21 protein-coding genes are annotated in these 21023 nt (G+C 71.2%); 17 read left to right on the forward strand and 4 right to left on the reverse strand.

What is annotated here, in order from left to right; all coding sequences use genetic code 11:
* Positions 1-350: 350 nt before the first annotated feature.
* Together ACCP09_RS20895 and ACCP09_RS20900 are read left to right on the forward strand one after the other, a co-directional pair.
* Positions 351-1547, forward strand: coding sequence for a thiolase family protein (locus ACCP09_RS20895; protein ID WP_433749179.1), 1197 nt, complete (start codon positions 351-353; stop codon positions 1545-1547).
* A complete protein-coding gene (locus tag ACCP09_RS20900) occupies positions 1544-2293 on the forward strand; it encodes an enoyl-CoA hydratase/isomerase family protein (protein WP_433749182.1) in 750 nt (249 codons plus the stop codon). The genes ACCP09_RS20895 and ACCP09_RS20900 overlap by 4 nt, the downstream gene beginning before the upstream one ends.
* Here the strand turns inward: ACCP09_RS20900 and ACCP09_RS20905 are convergent, their stop codons facing one another.
* Genes ACCP09_RS20905 through ACCP09_RS20915 form a run of 3 tightly spaced genes read right to left on the reverse strand, consistent with a single transcriptional unit; the run spans position 2294 to position 4541 of the window.
* Positions 2294-2947: a TetR/AcrR family transcriptional regulator gene (locus ACCP09_RS20905; protein ID WP_433749185.1), complete on the reverse strand. Its 654-nt coding sequence runs from the start codon at positions 2945-2947 to the stop codon at positions 2294-2296. It lies immediately after the preceding gene.
* Between the two features lie 32 nt (positions 2948-2979).
* Complete coding sequence (locus tag ACCP09_RS20910) at positions 2980-3384, reverse strand: Zn-ribbon domain-containing OB-fold protein (protein WP_037322474.1); 405 nt, start codon at positions 3382-3384, stop codon at positions 2980-2982.
* Positions 3381-4541 carry a thiolase C-terminal domain-containing protein gene (locus ACCP09_RS20915; RefSeq protein ID WP_433749189.1) on the reverse strand — a complete coding sequence of 387 codons (1161 nt, stop codon included), beginning with the start codon at positions 4539-4541 and terminating at the stop codon, positions 3381-3383. Before ACCP09_RS20915 ends, ACCP09_RS20910 begins: the two co-directional genes overlap by 4 nt.
* 145 nt (positions 4542-4686) lie before the next feature.
* Here ACCP09_RS20915 and ACCP09_RS20920 point away from each other — a divergent pair, with 145 nt between their 5' ends.
* From ACCP09_RS20920 to ACCP09_RS20985, 14 genes are all read left to right on the forward strand, one after another.
* Positions 4687-5457 carry a hypothetical protein gene (locus tag ACCP09_RS20920; protein ID WP_433749192.1) on the forward strand — a complete coding sequence of 257 codons (771 nt, stop codon included), beginning with the start codon at positions 4687-4689 and terminating at the stop codon, positions 5455-5457.
* Positions 5458-5482: 25 nt separating this feature from the next.
* The gene (locus tag ACCP09_RS20925) at positions 5483-6541 is read left to right on the forward strand and encodes an LLM class flavin-dependent oxidoreductase (protein WP_433749195.1); all 1059 of its coding nucleotides are present in this window, start codon (positions 5483-5485) and stop codon (positions 6539-6541) included.
* 11 nt (positions 6542-6552) lie between these two features.
* Positions 6553-8058, forward strand: coding sequence for an AMP-binding protein (locus ACCP09_RS20930; protein WP_433749198.1), 1506 nt, complete (start codon positions 6553-6555; stop codon positions 8056-8058).
* 27 nt (positions 8059-8085) lie between these two features.
* Complete coding sequence (locus tag ACCP09_RS20935; protein ID WP_433749200.1) at positions 8086-9636, forward strand: class I adenylate-forming enzyme family protein; 1551 nt, start codon at positions 8086-8088, stop codon at positions 9634-9636.
* Between the two features lie 2 nt (positions 9637-9638).
* Entirely contained in the window at positions 9639-10478 is an 840-nt protein-coding gene (locus ACCP09_RS20940) for a mycofactocin-coupled SDR family oxidoreductase (protein ID WP_433749203.1), read from the forward strand.
* Positions 10475-10960, forward strand: coding sequence for a nuclear transport factor 2 family protein (locus tag ACCP09_RS20945; protein WP_433749206.1), 486 nt, complete (start codon positions 10475-10477; stop codon positions 10958-10960). The genes ACCP09_RS20940 and ACCP09_RS20945 overlap by 4 nt, the downstream gene beginning before the upstream one ends.
* Complete coding sequence (locus ACCP09_RS20950; RefSeq protein WP_027930190.1) at positions 10960-11817, forward strand: LLM class F420-dependent oxidoreductase; 858 nt, start codon at positions 10960-10962, stop codon at positions 11815-11817. Before ACCP09_RS20945 ends, ACCP09_RS20950 begins: the two co-directional genes overlap by 1 nt.
* Positions 11818-11835: 18 nt before the next feature.
* Positions 11836-12996: an acetyl-CoA C-acetyltransferase gene (locus ACCP09_RS20955; RefSeq protein ID WP_433749210.1), complete on the forward strand. Its 1161-nt coding sequence runs from the start codon at positions 11836-11838 to the stop codon at positions 12994-12996.
* A complete protein-coding gene (locus ACCP09_RS20960) occupies positions 12993-14450 on the forward strand; it encodes an aldehyde dehydrogenase family protein (RefSeq protein ID WP_433749213.1) in 1458 nt (485 codons plus the stop codon). The genes ACCP09_RS20955 and ACCP09_RS20960 overlap by 4 nt, the downstream gene beginning before the upstream one ends.
* A gap of 74 nt (positions 14451-14524) precedes the next feature.
* Entirely contained in the window at positions 14525-15133 is a 609-nt protein-coding gene (locus tag ACCP09_RS20965) for a TetR/AcrR family transcriptional regulator (protein ID WP_027930187.1), read from the forward strand.
* 98 nt (positions 15134-15231) lie between these two features.
* Positions 15232-15717, forward strand: coding sequence for a hypothetical protein (locus ACCP09_RS20970; protein WP_433749217.1), 486 nt, complete (start codon positions 15232-15234; stop codon positions 15715-15717).
* Between the two features lie 79 nt (positions 15718-15796).
* On the forward strand, positions 15797-16957 hold the full coding sequence (locus ACCP09_RS20975; RefSeq protein WP_433749219.1) for an LLM class flavin-dependent oxidoreductase: 1161 nt from the start codon (positions 15797-15799) through the stop codon (positions 16955-16957).
* Positions 16957-17691: an SDR family NAD(P)-dependent oxidoreductase gene (locus ACCP09_RS20980; protein ID WP_433749222.1), complete on the forward strand. Its 735-nt coding sequence runs from the start codon at positions 16957-16959 to the stop codon at positions 17689-17691. Before ACCP09_RS20975 ends, ACCP09_RS20980 begins: the two co-directional genes overlap by 1 nt.
* Positions 17692-17705: 14 nt before the next feature.
* On the forward strand, positions 17706-18617 hold the full coding sequence (locus ACCP09_RS20985; RefSeq protein WP_433749225.1) for an alpha/beta hydrolase: 912 nt from the start codon (positions 17706-17708) through the stop codon (positions 18615-18617).
* Here ACCP09_RS20985 and ACCP09_RS20990 read toward each other — a convergent pair.
* Entirely contained in the window at positions 18605-19390 is a 786-nt protein-coding gene (locus tag ACCP09_RS20990) for an SDR family NAD(P)-dependent oxidoreductase (RefSeq protein WP_228684685.1), read from the reverse strand. The two genes, ACCP09_RS20985 and ACCP09_RS20990, sit on opposite strands and share 13 nt — an antisense overlap.
* A 110-nt stretch (positions 19391-19500) precedes the next feature.
* Between ACCP09_RS20990 and ACCP09_RS20995 the strand changes: the two genes are divergently transcribed.
* Positions 19501-21015: an MFS transporter gene (locus tag ACCP09_RS20995; RefSeq protein WP_433749229.1), complete on the forward strand. Its 1515-nt coding sequence runs from the start codon at positions 19501-19503 to the stop codon at positions 21013-21015.
* Positions 21016-21023: the final 8 nt, after the last annotated feature.

Below are 21023 nucleotides of genomic sequence, written 5' to 3' on the forward strand. Positions count from 1 at the left end.
GGCTTGATCACGGCGCCGGTCACGAGGACCACCGCCAGGAGACCCACAGACGCGGCCTACATGCCGCAGTCAGGTGGTGGAGTGCACTCAAGCACTGGTACGTCAGATGTGGCAGATCTGCCACGAAACTGTGTCCGAGGGGCGTATTGACCATTACGCACACGCGCTCTACCGGCGGACACAGTTCGAGCTGCCGTAGGGGCGGAGGCAGTAGCCGGATTGAGCACGGAACATGAAGCTCGGGTCGCGGCACCCAGATGCACAGTGGCGGGAACTGCGCGGGACTGTGACGCGGCTATCACTCGCTAAATAGTCGGAAGACCTACTATTTGGCGAGAGGTAGTCCCGGGGTGAGTGAGGTGCGGATGGGCCAGGACAGGATCGTGCTGCTGGATGGCGCGCGGACGCCGGTGGGCAGTTTCGGTGGCGCGTTCAAGGACGTGCCCGGGTTCGAGCTGGGTGCGACGGCGGCGAAGGCGGCGCTCGAACGATCTGGGGTCGAACCTGAAGCGATCGGCGAGGTCGTCATGGGTTGCATCGGCCAGGTCGGTCCGGACGCCTACAACGCGCGCCGCGTGGCGCTGGCCGCGGGGCTGCCGGTGACGACGCCGGCCTACACGGTGAACCGGTTGTGCGGCTCGGGCTTGCAGGCGATCTGGTCGGCCGCGATGCAGATGCGCTGGGGTGGGGGGGACTTCGCGCTGGCCGGTGGCGACGAGTCGATGAGCCGGATGCCGTTCTACGACTTCGGCGCCCGCTCCGGCTACCGGCTTGGCGACCGGACTCTGGCCGACGGCACGGTGATGATGCTGACCGACCCGTTCCACAACGTCCACATGGGAGTGACCGCGGAGAACGTCGCCCGGGAGTACGGGATTTCGCGGCAGGCGCAGGACGAGTTCGCGCTGGAGTCGCAGCGGCGGGCGGCCTCGGTGGCGGCGAAGGAGGCCTTCGCTGAGGAGATCGTGCCGGTCGAGGTGGGTGGACGGCGTCCGGTGACGGTGACCGAGGACGAGCACCCCAAGCCCGGTACGACGCTGGAGGCGCTGGCGAAGCTGCGGCCGGCGTTCGAAAAGGACGGCACCGTGACGGCGGGGAACGCGTCGGGCATCAACGACGGGGCGGCGGCGGTGGTGCTGGCACGGGAGTCCGTGGCAGCCGAGCGAGGGCTGACCGGGCTGGTCGCGCTGGAGGCCGTGGCGACCGCGGCGATGGAACCGGAGCTGATGGGCTACGCGCCGGTGCCTGCGTTGAACAAGCTGTTCGCGCAGACCGGAACCACGCCGGCCGACATCGACGTCGTGGAGCTGAACGAGGCGTTCGCCTCGCAGGCGGTGGCGGTGATCCGCGACGCCGGGCTGGATCCGGAGAAGACCAACCCCTACGGCGGCGCGATCGCGCTGGGACACCCGGTCGGGGCGACGGGGGCGATCCTGACGCTGCGGGCGGCCAAGCACCTCGTGCGGAACGACCAGGAGCTGGGTGTGGTGACGATGTGCATCGGCGGCGGGCAGGCGCTGGTCGCGTTGCTGCGGAGGGTCGCGTGAGCGTGCGCTGGGAGCTGAGCGGGGGAGTCGGGCGGATCACCCTGGACCGGCCGGACGTGTCCAACGCGGTCGATCTGCCGACTGCGCAGACGTTGGCGAAGGCCGTGACCGCTGCGGAGTCCGATGAGGTCCGGGTGGTGCTGCTGACCGGGGCGGGAGCCCGGTTCTGCGCGGGCGGGGACGTCCGGTCGTTCCTGGCCGCCGAGGAGCCGCCGAAGTACCTGCACCAGCTGGCCTCCGAGCTGGAGGCCGCGCTGCGGCGGCTGTCCGAGCTGCCCAAGCCGGTCGTGGCGGGCGTGCAGGGCGCGGTGGCCGGGGCGGGGCTGGCGTTCGTGCTCAACGCCGACGTCGTGGTGGCCGCGCGGTCGACGAAGTTCCGGATGGCCTACTCCGGCATCGGCCTCACCCCGGACTGCGGCGTGTCGTACCTGCTCCCGCGCGCGGTCGGCACCCAGCGCGCCCTGGAGCTGGCCCTGACCGGGCGCACGCTCACCGCCGAGGAGGCCCGCGACTGGGGTCTGGTGACCGAGGTCGCCGACGACGACGCGCTAAACCGCCGTGCCGAAGAGCTGGCCACGTCGCTCGCGACCGGACCGGCGTCCGCGCTCGGCCAGGCCAAACGGCTGATCCGGTCGTCCTTCGAGGCCGCGCGCCAGGACAGTGCGGCCGACGAGGCCGACACCATCGCCGCGGCCGTCACGACGCCCGAGGCGCGGGAGCTGATCGAGCGCTTCACGGCCCGGTGATCAGCGCCCGGTCTCGAGACCTTCCATCACCAGCTTGAGGTACTGGTCGGCGAGCTGGTCCACGCTGAGCCGCCCGGACGGCGTGAACCAGCGCACCGCCACCCAGATCGCGTCACGCAGGAACTGGTAGGTCAGCTTCGGGTCGAGATCGTCGCGGAACGTGCCCTCGGCGATCCCGGCCTCGATCACCTTGACCCACATGCGGCGCACGTCGTTCTCGATCTTGGTCAGGTAGGCGAACCGGGGCAGTTCGGCCAGGTAGCTGCGCTCGTTCTGCAGGATGGTGATGGCGGCGCGGTGGGGCCCCAGCGAGGCGAACGCCGAGCGCACCAATTCGCGCAGTGCGTCCCCGGGACGGGGATGCTCGTCGATGATCCGCTTGTAGGTCTGCACGATCCCGTCGAGGTAGGTGGACAGGATCTCGTCGGCGATCGTCTCCTTGGAGTCGAAGTGGTGGTAGAGGCTCCCCGAGAGCACCCCTGCCGCGTCGCCGATCTCGCGGACGGTGGTCGCCTTGAACCCGCGCTCGGCGAAGAGTTCGGCGGCGATGTCGACCAGCGCCTGGCGGCGCTCGGACCCTCCGCCCCTGCTGCCGTTGCCGCGGGCTCCCGTTCGGGCGGCGGGCTTGCCCGCCTGGCGTTTCGTGGCTGCCATGGTCGCCAGTATCCCCCATGCTTGGGCAAGTGCTAGGTTGACTCGCCGGTAGGTTGCCACCGCAGCAGTGCCGCGGGTGGATCGCCGGGCAGATCTTGGTAGGTCGCGCGGACCGGGAGGCCCACCGCGAGGTCCGCACCTTCGGTCCATCCGCCGGGCAGCAACAGGTCGTCTCCCTCGGCGAGCCGGACCATCACCACGGTGTAGGGCGCGGTCCGGTCGGGCTGGTAGGCGCGGTGCGACACGACCCAGCTCGCGATCGTGCCCTCGCCGGACGCCTCCGTCCAGCGCCAGGCGAAGGAACCGCACGAGGCGCACAGGGGCCGGGCGACGAGCCGATGCCTCCCGCATGCGCCGCAGGTCTGCAGCAGCAGGCGGTGCTCCGCCAGTCCTTCCCACCACGCGGTGGAGTCGCGGTCCGCGAGCGGGCGGGTCATCGGTCCGCTCGCAGGATCAGGGCCGACGTGGTGCCCGAGACGTAGCCGGGCTGGCCCGTTGTCAGTGCCACCTCGGCGCCCGGCACCTGGCGGTCACCGGCCTGGCCGCGCAGCTGTGTCACGGCCTCGCCGACGTGGTTGAGGCCGTGCAGGTAGCCCTCGGACAGGTGCCCGCCGTGCGTGTTGACGGGCAGTTTGCCGTCCAGTGCGGTGGCGCCGGAGGCGACGAAGTCGGCGGCGCCGCGCCGGGGTGCCAAGCGGTAGTCCTCCAATTGCATCAGGACGAGCGGGGTGAACGCGTCGTAGAGTTCGGCGATCTGAATCTCCTCCGGGCCGATGCCCGCACCTGCGTAGAGACGCGGTGCCATGTCGGCGGCCGCGCTGACGGACAGGTCCGGTCGCGCGCCGGAGAACAGGCTGTGGCCCCCGCCCGTCGCGGCTCCGCTGATCAGCACGGGCGGCTGCCGGAGGTCCCGGGCCCGTTCGGCGGAGGTCACGACGAGGGCGATCGCCGCGTCGGTCTCCAGGCAGCAGTCGAACAGTCGCAGCGGCTCGGCGATCCAGGGTGCGGCGAGGTACTCGTCCATCGACAGCGGCTTGCGCATCATCGCGCGTGGGTTGCGCAACGCGTTCTGGCGCTGGGTGACGGCGACTCGGCCGAGGTCCTCCTCGCCGGCGCCGCAAGCGTCGAGGTAGGCGCGGCCGACCAGGGCGTACTGCTGCGGCGGGGCCAGCAGCCCGTAGGGGACCTGGTACTGGAACTCGACGAGCGTGGGCGCCGCCCGGCCGGTGCCGCCCATGCGGAACTCCGATCGCGCGTTGAGCGCGCGCCAGCACACCACTGTTTCGGCTTGGCCGCTCGCCACCGCCATCGCGGCCGCGCCGACCGTCGCGGCGGAGACGCTGCCGCCACCCCACAGGTCGAGCAGGACGTGCGGGTCCGGCACTCCGAGTGAGGCGGCGACGACCGCCGCGGGCGTCGCGTCACCCACGGAATGCGTGACGAAGCCGTCCACGTCGGCACGGGTGAGCCCGCAGTCGTCGAGAGCGGCGGTGATCGCCCGGAGCGCGAGCTCCAGGGTGCTCACCCCGGAGTTCTTCGAGTACGGGGTCCAGCCGACGCCGGCGATCGCGGCGCGGTCGCGGAGCGCGGCCACGGCACCTCCTTCACCAAGCGAGCACTTGGTTGGACAGTACGAACGTCGCGGTCCCGCTGTCAACGGGCGCGATTGTTGACGGCAGATGCGCCCGGCCTTACAGTCTTGACCAAGCGATTGCTCAAGTAGGAGTGAGGGAGAGACTGTGGCGCGCGGGATCTATCTGCTCGAAGAGGTGTACTTCCACCCGATGAACTCGCGCAACCCGCGCGAATACCTGCAGTGGCTGGTGAACTACAAGAAGGAGGACGAGCAGCGCGGCGACGCCTCCGCGGAGCTGACCTCCGGGCTGTCCGTGCGTTCGCGGGCCATCGACCTGATCGGCGCGTTCTACGCCATCGGCATCACCGGCCACGAGCAGTTCAAGGCGGTCACGCTGTGGGACTGCCACGGTGGCTGGGAGGGTGGCTGGCGGCAGATGCTCGACATCTACGACAACGTCAAGCCTGAGCTGTTCCTGTCCTCGATCGACGATCTCAGGCACAAGGCGTTCTCCCGGCCGATGGGCGGCGTTCCGGGCACCCCGGATCTGCAGGCCCTGCGCGACGAGCGGTACACCGCGCCGTTCTTCCTGCACGAGGTCGCCCACGTCCGGCCGGGCGCGGCGCTGGACTACCTGGCGGCCGTCCGCGAGGAACGCGCGCCCATCCTCGCCGACCACGGGCACCGCCTCGTCGGCCTGTACGAGGTGCTGATGTCCGACAGCGAGGTCGTCACCTTCTGGGGGACCGACATGGACTCGCACCTGGAGACGCAGCGCGCGTATGACGCGGCCGTCGGCCTGGACGCCGAGGCGAAGGCCGACCCGAGGCTGCTCGACTGGCGCAAGACGGCCCGGCAGTACCTGGACGGCCCGTGGCGGGAAACGCTGCTCGCGCCGTTCCCCGGTTCGGTGCTCGCGCCTTCGCAGGCCTGACAACGGAAAAGAGGAGCACCGCGCGATGAAGTTCTCCGCGTTCCTGCTGTTCCACCGGCCCGACCGGCAGCGCAGCATCAAAGAGGTCTACGACTACAACATCCGGGTCGCCGAACTGCTCGAGGAGCTGGGCTTCGACGGGCTTTGGGTGTCCGAGCACCACTTCCGCGACTACGGCACGGTCCCGAACATCTTCACGATGCTCAGCCACCTCGCTGCCCGCACCGAGCGGATCCGGCTCGGCACCGGAGTGGTCGTGCTGCCGCTGCACAACCCGGTCCACGTCGCCGAAGAGGCCGCGCAGGTCGACCTCCTCTCCGGCGGCCGCCTGGACCTCGGGGTCGGCCGCGGGTACCAGAGCATCGAGTTCGACGGGTTCGGCCAGGAGCTGTCCGAGGCACGCGAGCGGTTCGACGAGTCCCTGGAGGTGATCACCGGCCTGCTCGGGAACGAACAGTTCCAGCACGACGGGAAGTTCTACCGCACGGGCGAGGTCGAACTGACGCCGAAACCGTTGCAGCGGCCGTATCCGCCGCTGTACGTGGCGGCGGTCAGCCCGGAGACCGTCGAGCGCTACGCCCGGCGCGGCCTGCCCATTCTGGCCGATCCCGCGGCGCCGTTCCGCAAGGTGCACAAGGCTGCCGAAACGTGGCGGTCGGTCGCCGCGGAGGCCGGGCACGCCGTCGAAGACGTCGAGCTGGTCGTGTCCCGCTCGGTGTGGCTCGCCCCGACGGTGGAGCAGGCGCGAGCCGACCAGGAGGCGTTCGAGAAGACGTTCGACCGCGCCCGCATCTTCAACGAGAAGAGCGCCCCCATCGACTCGCGTACGGGCGAGATCGCGAAGGGCTTCGAGTTCTGGGAAGGCCGCTACCTCAAGGGCGGCAGCGTGGGCACCGACTTCCGCTGGGAGCAGCTGGAGGTCATCGGCGACCCGGAGCGGGTCATCGGCCAGGTCGCCATGCTCCAGGAGTTCGGCTTCGGCCACCTGATGTGCGACTTCGGCAGCACGCGCCACGTGCCGTTCGAGGACATGAAGCGAGCCATCACCTTCTTCGCCAAGGAAGTCATCCCGGCCTTCCGCTGAAAGGCGTCACCATGCACCAGTTCACCCTCGCCGACGTGGTGCGGGAGCACCGGCGCAGCCGCGCCCACGTCACCGCCCTGGTCGACGGCGACCACCGGCTGACCTACGCCGATCTCGACGAGCGCACCGACCGCCTCGCCCATGCCCTGCTCGACGCCGGTGCCGGGCCGGGGGAGCGGGTCCTGTGGCTGGGCGTCAACTCGTTCCGGATCATCGAGCTGCTCATCGCCTGCGCCAAGACCGGGGCCATGCTGTGCCCGGCGAACTGGCGGCAGAGCAGCGACGAGCTGAAGTTCGTGCTCGACGACCTCAGGCCCGCGGTGGTCGTCTGGGAGTCGGGACCGCTGGACGCCGCGCTCGGTCCACTCCGGAGCGGGACGACCGCGCGCTGGGTCTGCCACAACGCCGACGACGGTTACGAGGCGTGGCTGGCGGAGTACCCCGCCACCCCCCTGGGCCTGGACGTGGACGAGGACGCGCCGGTCCTCGTGCTGTACACCGCGGCGTTCGACGGCCGCCCGCACGGCGCGATGCTGTCGCAGCGCGCGCTCGTTTCGCACAGTCTGGTGCTCGGTGTCGTCCGTCAGGTCGAGGAGGGCTTCGTCTGCCTGGACTCCGGGCCGCTCTTCCACATCGGCACCACGATGTTCGCGCTGACCACGCTGGTTTTCGGTGGCACGAACGTGGTGCTGCCGACCTTCGACCCGGAGCTGGCGTGCCGGCTGATCGAGCGGGAACGCTGCCAGGCCGCGATGCTCTTCCCGGCGATGATCGCGCAGCTGGTGAAGGCGAACGCCGACCGGCGCTACGACCTGTCCAGCTTGCGGGCGGCGCCGGGCGACGAGGCGTGGAACGCGATGATCACACCGGACACCAGTCCCTGGGGACGCTCGTTCGTCGGCTACGGACAGACCGAGGTGGCCGGGATGCTCACCTACCACGGGCTCGGCACGGACGGCGCGGGCAACGTTGGGCGGCCGAGCCCACTGGCGCAGGTGCGCATCGTCGGCCCGGACGACGAGGAGGTGCCGGACGGGCAGGTGGGCGAGATCGTGGCCCGCGGCCCGCACGTGTTCAGCGGGTACTTCGACCGGCCCGAGCTGAACGCGGCGAAGTTCCGCGGCGGCTGGCACCACACCGGCGACCTGGGCCGCCGTGAAAAGGACGGCACGATCAGCTTCCTCGGGCCGAAGCTGCGGATGATCAAGTCCGGCGGCGAGAACGTCTATCCGGCGGAGGTCGAGCGCGCCCTGACTACGCATCCCGACGTCGAGGCAGTGGGGGTGATCGGACGGCCGGATCCGGTGTGGGGCCAGAACGTCGTCGCGATCGTCGTGCTCGCCGACGGCGCGAGCGTGTCGGAGAAGGATCTGATCGCTCACGTGCGCACCCAGGTCGCCTCCTACAAGAAGCCGAAGACCGTGATCTTCGCCGAGGAGCTCCCACGACGGGGGTTCACTCCCGACTACGACCTGCTCGACGCCCGGTACGGCGGCGGCGGATACCCGGGCACCTGACACCTGTTCGACCGCAGGAGAGACGCAATGACGCGCTACGCCAACTTCGGGCACGCTGTGCTGACCGCCCACCGTGATCGGGCGCCCGAGGACATCGCCGTGACCTTCGCCGGCCGCGATCACCTCACCTACGACGAGCTGAACAAGCGGGTCAACCGCCGCGCCCACGCACTCGCCGCCGCGGGGCTGAAACCCGGGGACCGGGTCGCCACCCTGCTCGACTCACCGTTGTCCGTCGCCGAGATCTACCTGGCGCAGGCCAAGCTGGGGACGGTGCTGGCGGCGCTCAACCCGTTCTGGGCCGCGGAGACCTTCGCGCCCGTCCTGGAGCGCAGCCGCACCACCGCCTTCGTCTACGACGCGCGGTTCGACGACCTCGTGGCCGGACTGCGGCCAGGCCTCCCGGGTATCGATACCTGGATCCGGGTGGGCGGCCCGGCCGGCGGTTCGGTTGATCTCGACGCGCTCACGGCCTCCGCGGGCGACGGCGAGCCGGCTCTCGGGGCCGGGGGAGACGATCCGCTCGCGCTGTTCTTCACCTCCGGCACCACGGGCCTGCCGAAGGCGGTGGTGCACACGCACGCCGGCGGGCTGGCGATCGCGGAGAAGCTGTGGCTGGACGTGCCGCTGGGACGGGACGCGGTTCTGGGTACCGGGCCGATCATCTGGGGCATCGGGTTCCTGGCCGTGGCCGCGCCCGCGCTCGCGGGTGGGGCGCGGCTGGTGCTGGAGGACGGGTTCGGACCGGAACAGTTCCTGGCCGCGGTGCCGCGGGAGCGCGTCACACACATCAGCGTGACGCCGAGCTTCTTCGTCGAACTGCTGTCCACGCCGGGGCACGAGAACGCCGACCTGTCCTCGTTGCGGGTCGCGATGCTCGGCGGTGAGCCGATCCTGCCGTCGCTGCAGCAGCGGATCCGGCGGAGGCTGCCGGACTTGGCCCTCTACGGCTACTACGGGCAGACCGAGGCGCCCTACAGCGTGATCGCGCGGCGCGACGAGGTGCCTGATGGCGTGGTGGGCTGGGCGCGCACCGGCGGGGCCGTCCGGGTGGTCGATGCCGACGGGCGGCGGATCACCGGGGAAATCGGGGAGATCCAGCTCGCGGGGCCGCATGTCACAGCCGGCTACGACGGGCAGCCCGAGGTGACCGGGCAAGCGCTCCGGGACGGCTGGTTCACCGGCGGCGACCTCGGCCTCGTCGACGACCAGGGCCGGGTGTCGGTGCTCGGCCGTCGCGCCGACGCGATCGCGCGCGGCGGCTCGTTCACCCTGCCGATCCAGGTCGAGGACGCGGCGTCCGCAGTGGACGGCGTCGCGGAGGCCGCCGCGGTGGGCGTCCCGGGCGCCGATGGCGAGCCGAAGATCCTGCTGGTCGTGCGCCCCGATCTGGAACACCACCTCGACCCGGAGGTGGTGCGGTCGGCGGTCGCGGACAAGCTCCCGCCGCCGTCGCGTCCGGACGTCGTCGTGGTGGCGGACGAGCTGCCGCACGCCAACGACGGGTCCGGCGGGCAGGGCAAGCTGCTGCGTCGCGAGGTGCTGAACCGCTGGGGTCACCTCGCCGGAGGGGAGTGAGCATGGCCGGGCAGCTGGACGGACAGGTCGTGTTCGTCACCGGGGGAGCGCGGGGGCAGGGCCGGTCGCACGCCGAGGCGGTCGCGCGCGAGGGCGCCGACGTGGTCCTCTTCGACCGCTGTGCCGACTCGCCGCACGTCGCGTATCCGCTCGCCACCGAGGCCGACCTGGCGGAGAGCGCGGACCTCGTGCGGGCCCACGGCCGCGACGTGCTCGCGCTCACCGGCGATGTCGGTGACGAAGGTGCTGTGGGCAAGGCCGTCGACGCGGCGATCGACCGGTTTGGGAAGATCGACGTACTCTTGGCCAACGCCGGAGTACACGGCGGCGGGTCCATCCAGGACGCCCACCGGGCCGTGTGGGACGAGGTGGTCGCGACCAACCTCACCGGGGTCTTCCAGTCCCTGCGGGCGGTCGCCCCGCACATGATCGAGCGCGGCTACGGCCGGATCGTGGCAACCGCGTCCAACCAGGCGCGGATGGCCGTGCCGGGCTCGGTGCCCTATGTCGCCTCGAAGTGGGGCGTGATCGGCCTGGTGAAGGCCGCGGCTCTGGACCTCGCGCCGTTCGGCATCACGGTGAACGCGGTCGCGCCGGGCAACACCTCCACCCCGATGGTGCACAACGACCCGCTCTACCGCGCGCTGCGGCCGGATCTGGCGGCGCCCGGGTGGGAGGACGTCGAAGCGCTGCTCCGGGAACACCACGTCCAGCCGGTCGCCCTGCTGGAGCCGGTGGAGATCACCGCGGCGGTGCTGTTCCTCATCGGACCCGCCACGCCGCACATCACGGGCTCGGTGATCGACGTCAACGCCGGTTCGGCCGCGAGGTACACGGCGTGATCGGCGGCGACGACCACCGCCAGATCGAGCGACTTGTCCACCTCTACCCGTACTACCTCGACGACGGCCGGTTCACCGAGCTGGGCGAGTTGTTCGCCGATGCGGACCTCTACGTGGGGGAGGACCTGGTCGCCCAGCGGGACCCGGCCGCCGTCACCGCGCTGTGGCAACGGTTCGTGCGGGTCCACCCCAACGGCACCCCGCGGACCCGGCACATCGTGAGCAACCTCCTCGTCGACGACGACGGCCCGGACCGCGCCCGCGCGTACTCCTCCGTGCTCGTGGTCCAGCACGCCGGGACGTTCCCGCTGCAGCCCGTCATCGCCGGGGACTACCTCGACCGGTTCGCCAAAGTGGACGGCCGCTGGCGGTTCACCGAGCGGCGCATCGGCAACGACCTGTTCGGCGATCTGAGCCGCCACCTGCTGGAGCCGATGACCGCGCGCGACGACGTGCTGCCCCAGCGCTGGGAGCGGGCCTGATGGAGGCCGGCGTGCAGTTCTTCCCGTCCGCGGACTCGATCAGCCCGGTCGGCTTCGCCCGGGCCGCCGAGGATCGGGGGTTCGGCTCGGTCTTCTTCCCCGACCACACCCACGTTCCGGTGGGCGCGGACAGCCCCGGCTACTACCGCACGGTGTTCGATCCGCTCGTGACGCTCGGCGCGGTGGCGGCGTCCACCACCCGGATACGGATCGGCACCGCCGTCTGCCTGGTGCCTCAGCGCGATCCGGTCGTGCTCGCCAAGCAGATCGCCACCCTCGATCAGCTCTCGCGCGGACGGTTGCTGCTCGGTGTCGGAGCCGGCTCCGACGCCGACGAGTTGCGCAACCATGGCACCGATCCCGGCCGCCGGTTCGCCGTGCTGCGCGAACGGCTGGCGGCGATGACCGCGATCTGGACCCAGGACGAGGCGGCCTACCACGGCGAGTTCGTGCGCTTCGGTCCACTGTGGTCGTGGCCGAAGCCGGTGCAGCGGCCACGACCCCCGGTACTGCTCGGCGGGATGGGGCCGCGGGTGCTGGAGCGCGTGGTCGCCTTCGCCGACGGCTGGATGCCTTACCGGGCCGGCACCGACCAGGTCACCGACCCGCCACCGGGAGCCGTCGAGGACTTCGAGCCCGTCCTCGCGCGGCGCGTCGAGGAGCTGCGAAAGCGGGCCGGGGACGCTGGGCGTGCGGACATCCCGGTGACGCTGTTCAACGCCTGCCCGCACCCGGCGGCCCTGGACCGCTACGCGGACATGGGCATCGACCGGGTCGTGTTCTGGCTGACCACCTCGGACGAAGCGACGACCTTGCGCGGTCTGGACGGGCTGGCCGCGCTCGCCGCGTCGCTGTGAAGCAAGGGAGACAACCACATGGCTGAGGCCTACATCGTCGACGCCGTCCGCACCCCGGTCGGCAGGCGGGGCGGCGGGCTCGCCGCTATCCATCCGGCGGATCTCGGCGCGCACGTGCTGGCGGGACTCGTCGAGCGCGCCGGCGTGGATCCGGGCGCGGTCGAGGACGTGATCTTCGGCTGCCTGGAGACGGTCGGTGGTCAGGGCGGCAACGTCGCCCGCACCGCCTGGCTCGCGGCCGGCCTGCCCGAGCACGTGCCCGGCACCACCGTGGACCGGCAGTGCGGATCGTCCCAGCAGGCCGTGCACTTCGCGGCGCAGGCCGTCCAGTCCGGCAACGCGGACCTGGTGATCGCCGGCGGTGTCCAGAACATGAGCGCCATCCCGATGGGCACCTCCCGCAAGGCGGGCCGGGAACTCGGGTTCGAGAACCCGTTCAGTGGATCCGCCGGCTGGCGCGAACGCTACGGTGACCAGCCGGTCAACCAGTTCCACGGAGCCGAGCTCATCGCCCAGAAATGGGGCATCACGCGGGAGGCCATGGAGTCCTACGCCGTGGAGAGCCACCGGCGGGCGGTGCGTGCCACCGACGAAGGCCGCTTCACCGGCGAGATCCTGCCGCTGGCAGGGGTCACCGCGGACGAGGGGCCGCGGCGGGACACGAGCACATCGAAGATGGCGCAGCTCAAGCCCCTGACCGAGGGCGGCCGGCTCACCGCGGCCGTGTCGAGCCAGATCTCCGACGGCGCGGCCGCGGTGCTGATCGCCTCGGAACGCGCGGTGGAGCGGCACGGGCTCACGCCCCGCGCCCGGATCCACCACATGTCGGTCCTGGGCGCGGACCCGATCTTCATGCTGACCGCGCCGATCCCGGCGACCGCGGCGGCACTGGAGCGCGCCGGGCTGGAATTGGGCGACATCGACCGGTTCGAGGTGAATGAGGCGTTCGCCAGCGTGGTCCTGGCCTGGCTGGCGGAAACGGGCGCCGATCCGTCGCGGGTCAACGTCAACGGGGGCGCGATCGCGCTCGGCCACCCGCTGGGCGCCACCGGGGCGCGCCTGATGACGACCCTGCTCGCCGAACTGGAACGCACGGGAGGCCGCTACGGCCTGCAGACGATGTGCGAAGGCGGCGGAACCGCGAACGTGACGATCATCGAGCGGCTGGAGCACGCGTGAGCGACCACCCCCACTACATCGACGGCGAATTCCGCCCGGCCCGCGGCGGCCAGTGGCTCGACAGCGTCAACCCGGCCACCGGGGAGGTGTGGGCCCGCATTCCCGCCGGGGAAGCCTTCGACGTGCACGATGCGGTGGCCGCGGCACGGGCGGCGGCACCGGGGTGGGCCGCGACCCCGCCGATGGAGCGCGCGGCGATCCTGCGGTCCTGGGCGCGATCGGTCCGCGACCACGCCGAGGAACTGTGGCGGCTCGACGCCACCGACAACGGCCGGGCGAGCACCGAGGCGCGGCCCGCGGTGCTCGGTGGTGCCGCGCAGATCGAGTTCCACGCGGGCCTGGCGGAGACGATCACCGCGGAAACGGTGTCGATCTCACCGGCCGCCCACACCTACTCGGTGCGCGAACCCTTCGGCGTGGTCGGCGTGATCATCCCGTGGAACGCGCCGCTGGCGATGTTCCTGGCCAAGGTGTCGGCGGCGCTCGCCGCGGGCAACACCGTCGTCGTGAAGCCACCGGAGCGGGCGTCGGTGTCGATCCTCGCCGCGGCCCGCCACCTGAGCGAGGCGGGGATCCCGCGGGGCGCGGTGAACATCGTGTGCGGCGAGGGAGCGACTGCCGGTGAGGCCCTGGTCGAGCACCGGGACGTGGCGAAGATCAGCTTCACCGGCTCGACGGCGACCGGTCGCCGCATCACCCAACGGTCGGTGACCAACCTCAAGGTCCTGGGGCTGGAGCTGGGCGGCAAGTCACCCAACATCGTCTTCGCCGACGCCGACCTGGAGGCGGCGGCGGCGGGCGTGGCCGCCGGGATCTTCACCGGCAGCGCCGGGCAGGCGTGCATCGCGGGCTCACGCATCCTGATCGAGGACTCGATCTTCGACGAGTTCGTGGAGCGGCTGCGCGGGCAGGCCGCCGCGATCCGGCTGGGCGATCCGCTCGACCCGGAGACCACGATGGGACCGGTCGCGTTCGACACGCAGTACGACAAGGTGCGCGGCTACCTGGACCTCGCCGAGGCCGAGGGCGCCCGTCGGGTGTTCGGCGGGCGCTGCGGCAAGGAGCTGTTCGACCCGGCATCCCCGTTGGCCGGGGGCTACTTCGTGGAGCCGACGCTGTTCGCGACCCCGGACAACCGGCTGAGGGTCTGCCAGGAGGAGATCTTCGGCCCGGTCGCGGTCGCGCTGCCGTTCTCCTCGGACAGCCATGCCCTGGACTTGGCCAACGACACGGTCTACGGCCTCGCGGCCGGACTGTGGACGAACGACCTGTCCCGCACCCACCGGATGATCGCGGGCCTGCGCGCGGGCACGGTCTGGGTCAACACCTACCGACGGCTGCACTGGGCGCTGCCCTTCGGCGGCCAGAAGGAGAGCGGCAACCGGACGTCCAACGGGCCGCACACGCTGGACGAGTGGCTGGAGCACAAGAGCGTGTGGATCGAGCACGGGTGAGACCGCCGGGTTGTGTCCGCGCGGGCGGTCTTGGTTTGCTGGAGCAGGGCCAGCCGACGAGACGAGGGAGCCGGATGCCGGAGGAAGCGACGCGACAGGGCGGTGCTCGCCAAGCCCGCCGCGAGCAGACCCGGTCGCGGCTCGCCGAGGCCGCCGTGGACTGCTTCTCGCTGACCGGATACGTGGCCACGTCGATCGAGGACATCACGGCCGCCGCGGGCACCACCCGGGCGACGTTCTACCGGCACTTCAAGTCGAAGGCCGACGTCGTGATGGAGGTGCTGCGGCACCTCGACGAGCAGTACGAGCCGGTCTACACCGCGCTCGCCGAACTGGCCGAGGAACCCACCCGCGAGCGCATCGCCCAATGGCTGGACACCACGTTGCGGGTGTGGGAGCGCACCCGGATCGCCTCCGCCGCGGTGACCGAGGCGGCCCTGCTGGAGGATCCGGTCCGGGAGCGGCAGCAGACGAGCTTCGAACGCGACATCGACATGCTGAGCACCGCCCTGCAGAAGGGCGGGCGCTGGAATCCCGAGCAGGCCAAGGCGCGGGCGGTGCTGCTGTTCGGCCAGCTGCAGCAGATGTTCCTGCGCTGGTCGCTGCACGGCTGGGACGTCGATCGCGGGGAGATCCTCGAGGTGCTCACCCGGATGTGGAGCGCGGCGCTCGAGACCGACTGAACCGATCTAGGTAAAGAAAGAGACTCTGAGTCTCTTGACCGCCGCGCGTGAGCGCGGTTACATCGGTCGTGCCCCCTACAGCGAAGTGGGAGATGGCCATGACCTCCATCCTCGACATCCCTGCCGTCCGCGCCCGGCGCGCTCCCGTCGCCGCCCGTTCCGCGCTGTGTCTCGGCGACTCTCCGGCGCTGCCGCTGGTTCTCGACGCCGCGATGTCCACATCGGACGACCGGTCTGACCCGGACGCGGTCCTGATCGCCTGCGATGACTGGCCGGACGGCGACCTTCCCGGCCGGGTGCCCGAGTCGCTGGCCCGGGCTCGTCTGCACGGACGGACCGTCGGCCTGATCGCCGTCGCGGCCGACCTCGCGCACGGAGCCCGGGTCCTCACCCAGGTCCGGCTCCTGGTTCGCAGGCACGGCGGGTTGCCGGTCGGCGCCGGCGTGTGCGTCGACGCCGCCGACATCGTCCACTCGGCGCGGGGACCGGCTTTCGCCGACGTCACCGTGGCAGCCCGGCTTGCCCTGCTGGGCCGCCGCGTCGACACCATGGCCCGCAGCCGCCGCGTTCTGCGCGCGGCCTGACCCCACCCCGCATTCCGGCAGGGCATCTCCCTGCGCGCAGCAACCAAGCAAGCGATAGACCGACAGAAAGGCACGACCCGTGAAGTTCTCGATGATCTTCGAGGCCCAGATCGCCGATCCGACGCCGGAGAAGGAGCGTCAGGTGATCCTCGACTCGGTGGAGCAGGCCGTCTTCGCCGAACAGATGGGGTTCGACGGGATCTGGGCCGTCGAGCACCACGGGCTCGAGCACTACTCCCACATGTCGGCTCCGGAGCTGTTCCTCGCCACGGTCGCGGCGAAGACCACGCGCATCCGGATCGGCCACGGCGCGGTGTGCATGCCGTTCAACTACAACTTCCCGACCCGCGTGGCGGAGAAGGCGGCTTTCCTCGACGTGCTGTCCAACGGGCGCCTGAACCTCGGTGCGGCGCGTGGCGGCACCCTCCAGGAGGCCGCGCTGTGCAACGTGGATCCCGAGCGCACGGCTGCCGAGGTGGAGGAAGCCCTGCGGATCGTGAGCGCCGCCTGGCGCTCGGACGACTTCGAATGGCACGGCAAGCTGCTCGACCTGCAGGCGCCGAAGGGCAACGCGCCGCTGCGCATCCTGCCGCGCCCGATCCAGCGCCCGCACCCGCCGCTCTACCTGGCCAGCACCAAGCCCGACACCGTCGTGCACTCGGCCGACCTCGGCGTGGGCGCGCTGATCTTCGGGTTCGCCGGACTCGACAGCGTGGCGCACCAGCACAAGCTCTACCGGGAGCGGTGCGAGACGCGGACCGGGGAGAAGCTCGTTTCCGACGTCACCAACGACCAGTTCGTGGCGTTGTGCCCGACGATCGTGCTCGACGACGCCGAGCAGGCCAAGGAGATCGGCGCTCGCGGCCAGCGGTTCTTCGGTGAGTCGATCGGCTACTGGCATCTCGGCGGGGAGAAGCCGCCTACGGGGGACACGGTGAACGAGGACAACGTGGCCTTCATGCGGGAGCGCGCCGAGTCGCGGGCAGCGGCCTACGACCGCGGCGAGCTTCCGCAGTACTCGGAGCGCTCGCTGGCGTCGGCGAACTACAACATCGACCACGCCTACGGCACCGTGGAGACCGCGATCGACTACGTGACGGAGCTGGAGCGGGTCGGGGTGGACGAGGTGCTGTGCCTGATCCAGATGGGCACCGTCCCGCAGGAGGTGTGCCTGGAGACCATCCGCAACTGGGGCGAGCACGTCATCCCGCACTTCCGCGCGAAGGAGAAGCGCGCCTGATGCGGATGGCCGGAAAGGTCGCGGTGATCACCGGCGGCGCCCGCGGACAGGGCGCCGCCGAGGCGGCCCTGTTCGCGCGTGAGGGCGCGCGCGTGGTGGTGACCGATGTGGACGAAACCGGTGGCCGCGCGACGGCCGCCGGCTTCGGCGGTGAGTTCGCACGCATGGACGTCAGCGACGAGGCCGCGTGGGAGGAGGTCCTCGACGGTGTCCTGGCGCGCCACGGCCGGCTCGACGTCCTGGTCAACAACGCGGCTCGCTACTGGACCCGGCCACTGATGGAGGAGTCGGTGTCCGGGCTGGGGCAGATCTTCGCGGTCAACCTGCACGGGCCCTTCCTCGGTATCCGCGCGGCCGCGAAGCGGATGAGCGGCGGCGGGTCGATCATCAACGTGTCTTCGACCGCGGGCACGACGGGCTATCCCGGGCACGGCGCCTACGGAATGACCAAATGGGCGCTGCGCGGCCTCACCAAGGTCGCCGCGGCCGAGCTCGCGGCCCAGGGCATCCGCGTCAACTGCCTGATCCCGGGCGCCATCGCGGGACCGATGCTCGAGCAGAGCGTGCCCGCGGAGGTGCTGGCCGACCCCGCCCACTGGGCGGGCACCCCGCTCGCCCGTGCGGGCCGCCCGGACGAGGTGGCGCAAGCCGCGTTGTTCCTCGCGTGCGACGACTCCAGCTACCTCACCGGAACCGAGTTGGTCGTCGATGGCGGTGCCACGGGCACCGGATGATCGGAAGGATACGCATGGATCCCGAATTCACCGAGTTCCTGGCGGCGATGCCGCCCCTGCAGTTCGCCGACCCGGCCGCGCAACGGGAGCTGAGCGCGAAGGCGCGTGCGGAGTGGCCGGAAGTGCCGTGGCCGGACGGCGTCGCCAGGACGGACCATACGGTCGCCGCCGCGCATCCGGTGCCGGTTCGCCGGTACGTGCCGGACGGTGCCGGCGACGCGGCTCCCGTCGTGCTGTGGATCCACGGCGGTGGGTACTGCATCGGACACCCGGATGAGGACGAGCCGTTCTGCGCCAGGCTCGCCGCCGACACCGGCGCGGTGGTCGTCTCCGTCGACTACCGGCTCGCCCCGGAGCACCCCTACCCGGCGGCGCTGGACGACTGCTACGCCGCGTTGCTGGACTTCGCGTCCGGGGCGCCCCTGGTGGTGGCGGGCATGTCGGCCGGGGCGGGCCTGGCGGCGGCGCTCGCGTTGCGCGCCCGTGACACCGGCGGTCCCGTGATCAACGGGCAGGTCCTGCTCTGCCCTTTCCTGGACGCGACCATGGGCGCGGAGTCGATGGCCGCGCTGTCCGCGGCGCCGGTCTTCAACGCCGAGGACGCGCGCTTGTGCTGGGGCCACTACCTCGGACCGCTGGTCGGAGCCCCGCCGGTGTGGGGATCACCCTCGGTGGCCCAGGACCTGCGCGGGTTGCCGCCGGCGTACGTGCTCGCCGCCGGGGCGGACTGCCTGCGGGACGAGGCCGTGCAGTACGCGCTGCGCCTGCAGGCCGCAGGGGTGGCAGCCGAACTGCACGTCGTGCCCGGTGTGCCGCACGCGTTCACCGCGATGCAGCCCGGCGCGTCGGTCAGCCGCCGGATCCGCGCCGAGCTGCTCGCGGTGCTGGGCCGGTTCCTCGAACCGGCCCCGGTTCAGACGCCGTAGCCGCCGTCGACGTCGAGGCACTGGCCGGTGATGAAGTCGGCCCGGTCCGAGGCGAGGAACGCGACCGCTTCGGCGATGTCTTCGGCATCGCCGAAGCGGCGCAGCGGGATGTTGCGGCGGGTGACCTCCAGGGCGGCGTCGTCGAGTTCGCCGGAGGAGATCAGCCGCTCGGCCATGCCGTCGGTCAGCATGCCGGGGCCGACGCAGTTGACGCGAATCCCGAACCGCCCCTCCTCGGCCGCCAGTGCCCGCGCGACCGCCTCCACCGCGCCCTTCGTGCCCGAGGACAGTCCGTCGCGCACCGGGAACCGGCGCGTGGCCGCCGTGGTGACGACAACGATGTTGCCCTTGCTCTCCCGCAAGCGCGGCAGGGCGGCATGGGCGAGGTTGAAGAACGCGGCGGCGTCGGCGTCCAGCTGCGCCCGGTACTGGGCCGGGGAAACCTTGCTCAGATGCACCATCGGCACGTGCGGGCCGGCCGCGTACACCACGGTGTGCAGCCCGCCGAACTCCGCGACGACCTGCCCGACGGCGTCGGCTGTCGCCGCTTCGTCGGCGAGGTCGAGCCGGAGGGCACTCTGCCGGCGGCCGAGGGCCTTGACCTCGCGGGCCAGGTCGTCGGCGGCGGAGTGGTTCGACCGGTAGGTGAACGCGACGTCGCTGCCGCGTGCCGCGAGCGTGCGGACGATCGCCTGGCCGATGCCACCGGTGCCGCCGGCGACGAACGCCGCTCCGGTCCTGGCGGAGAAGTCCGACATTGTCCCGCCTTCCACTGTGATGACTCCTTGTGCCGCAACGCTAGCACCCCTTGCCAAGCGAGCGCTTGGTTGTCTAGTGTGACCGGAGTCTCTGGAGTGCACCGACGCACCGCAGGAGGTCCGTAGTGGTCGCCGAATCGTCTTCCCACCCCGACACCGCCGGTCCCGGCCACCACAGCGTGGACCGGACCTGGACGCCACGTCGTGTCCTCGGGCTGCTCGCCATCGTGCTGCTCGCCGAACTCGCGGCGTTCTCATACAACCTGGTGGCCACCGCGCTTCCGGGGATCGCCGCGCACTACAGAACCGACCAGGTGGGCTGGACGATCACCATCGCGAACCTCGCCGCGGCCGTGGTGATGGCTGTCGTCGGCAAACTCGCCGACCTGCGCGGTAAGCGGCTGATGCTGCTCGTCGCCACCGGGCTCGCGGCGCTCGGCGCGGTCCTGTCCGCGCTCGCGCCGAACTACGCGCTGTTCATCGTCGGCCGGGCCCTGCAGGGGCTGCTCTACATCACGCCGGCGCTCGCGTACTCGCTGATCCGCGACGTGTTCCCGAAGCGCATCATCGCGTTCGCAGTCGCCGTGACCCTCACCGGCTCCGGAATCACGTTCATCCTGGCGCCGTTCCTCGCCGGGTGGCTCATCGACTCCTTCGGGGCGTTGTCGATCTTCTGGTTCGTCGCGATCTACGAGGCCGTGTGCATCGTGGCCGTGCTGGCGCTGCTTCCCGAATCGCCGCTGCGCGTGAAGGCGAGGCTGGACTGGCCGGGAGCCGTCTTGCTCGGGCTCGGCGGCGCCGCGCTGGTCTTCGGGCTCGGGGAGGGCCCGGAGTGGGGCTGGGGTTCGCCCGCGGTGCTCGGACTGCTGATCGGCGGGGTCGTGTGCTTCGCGGCATGGCTGTGGTGGGACCGGTCGTTCCCCGAGCCGCTGATCAACCTCCCGCTGCTGCGCAGTCGTCCGATGTGGACCACGCTCCTGCTCGGTGCCTCCGTCTACGCCGCCACGGGCATCGTGTCGTCGATCGTGCCGAGCATGCTGCAGACCGCGCGTGAGGTCGGCGGCGGTTACGGTTTCGGCAGTGACGCCATCGGCGTCGCCTACTTCCTCTCGCCGCTCGGTGCGGCCATGGTCGTCGCGGGCTTCCTGTGCGGCGCCAAGGCCGCGCGCTGGGGCATCCGCACGCCGATGATCACCGGCGCGGTGTTGCTGGCCGGGTCCGCGCTCGGCCTGGCGATCTGGCATTCCCACGCGTGGCAGGTCGCCGGTCTGCTCGTGTTGTTCGGTGCCGGCATGGGTGCGACGTACGGAGGTCTGCCGAACCTCGTCGTGCAGGCCTCACCACCGGAGCAGCAGGGGATCGCGTCGATCATGGCGCTGGAGGGGCAGAACATCGGCACCGTCGTGTTGATCCAGGTCGCCTTCGCCGCGCTGACGGCGAACGTCGTCCAGGCCGGTGGCGGCGTGTTCTACAGCGAGACCGGATACCGGGTGGCCTTCGCGGTGGCCGCCGGCTGTGGGTTGGTGAGCCTGCTGCTCGCGGTCCTGCTGCCGCACGGCCGGCGCCAGGACGTGCTGGGTGTGCGCACCGGCGCGGACGCCACGGCCGGCGCCCACCAGACCGAGCGAGTGATGGATTGAGGGATCGG

The organism is Amycolatopsis sp. 3B14 (assembly GCF_050958625.1).
GTDB classification, from domain to species: Bacteria; Actinomycetota; Actinomycetes; order Mycobacteriales; family Pseudonocardiaceae; genus Amycolatopsis_E; species Amycolatopsis_E thermoflava.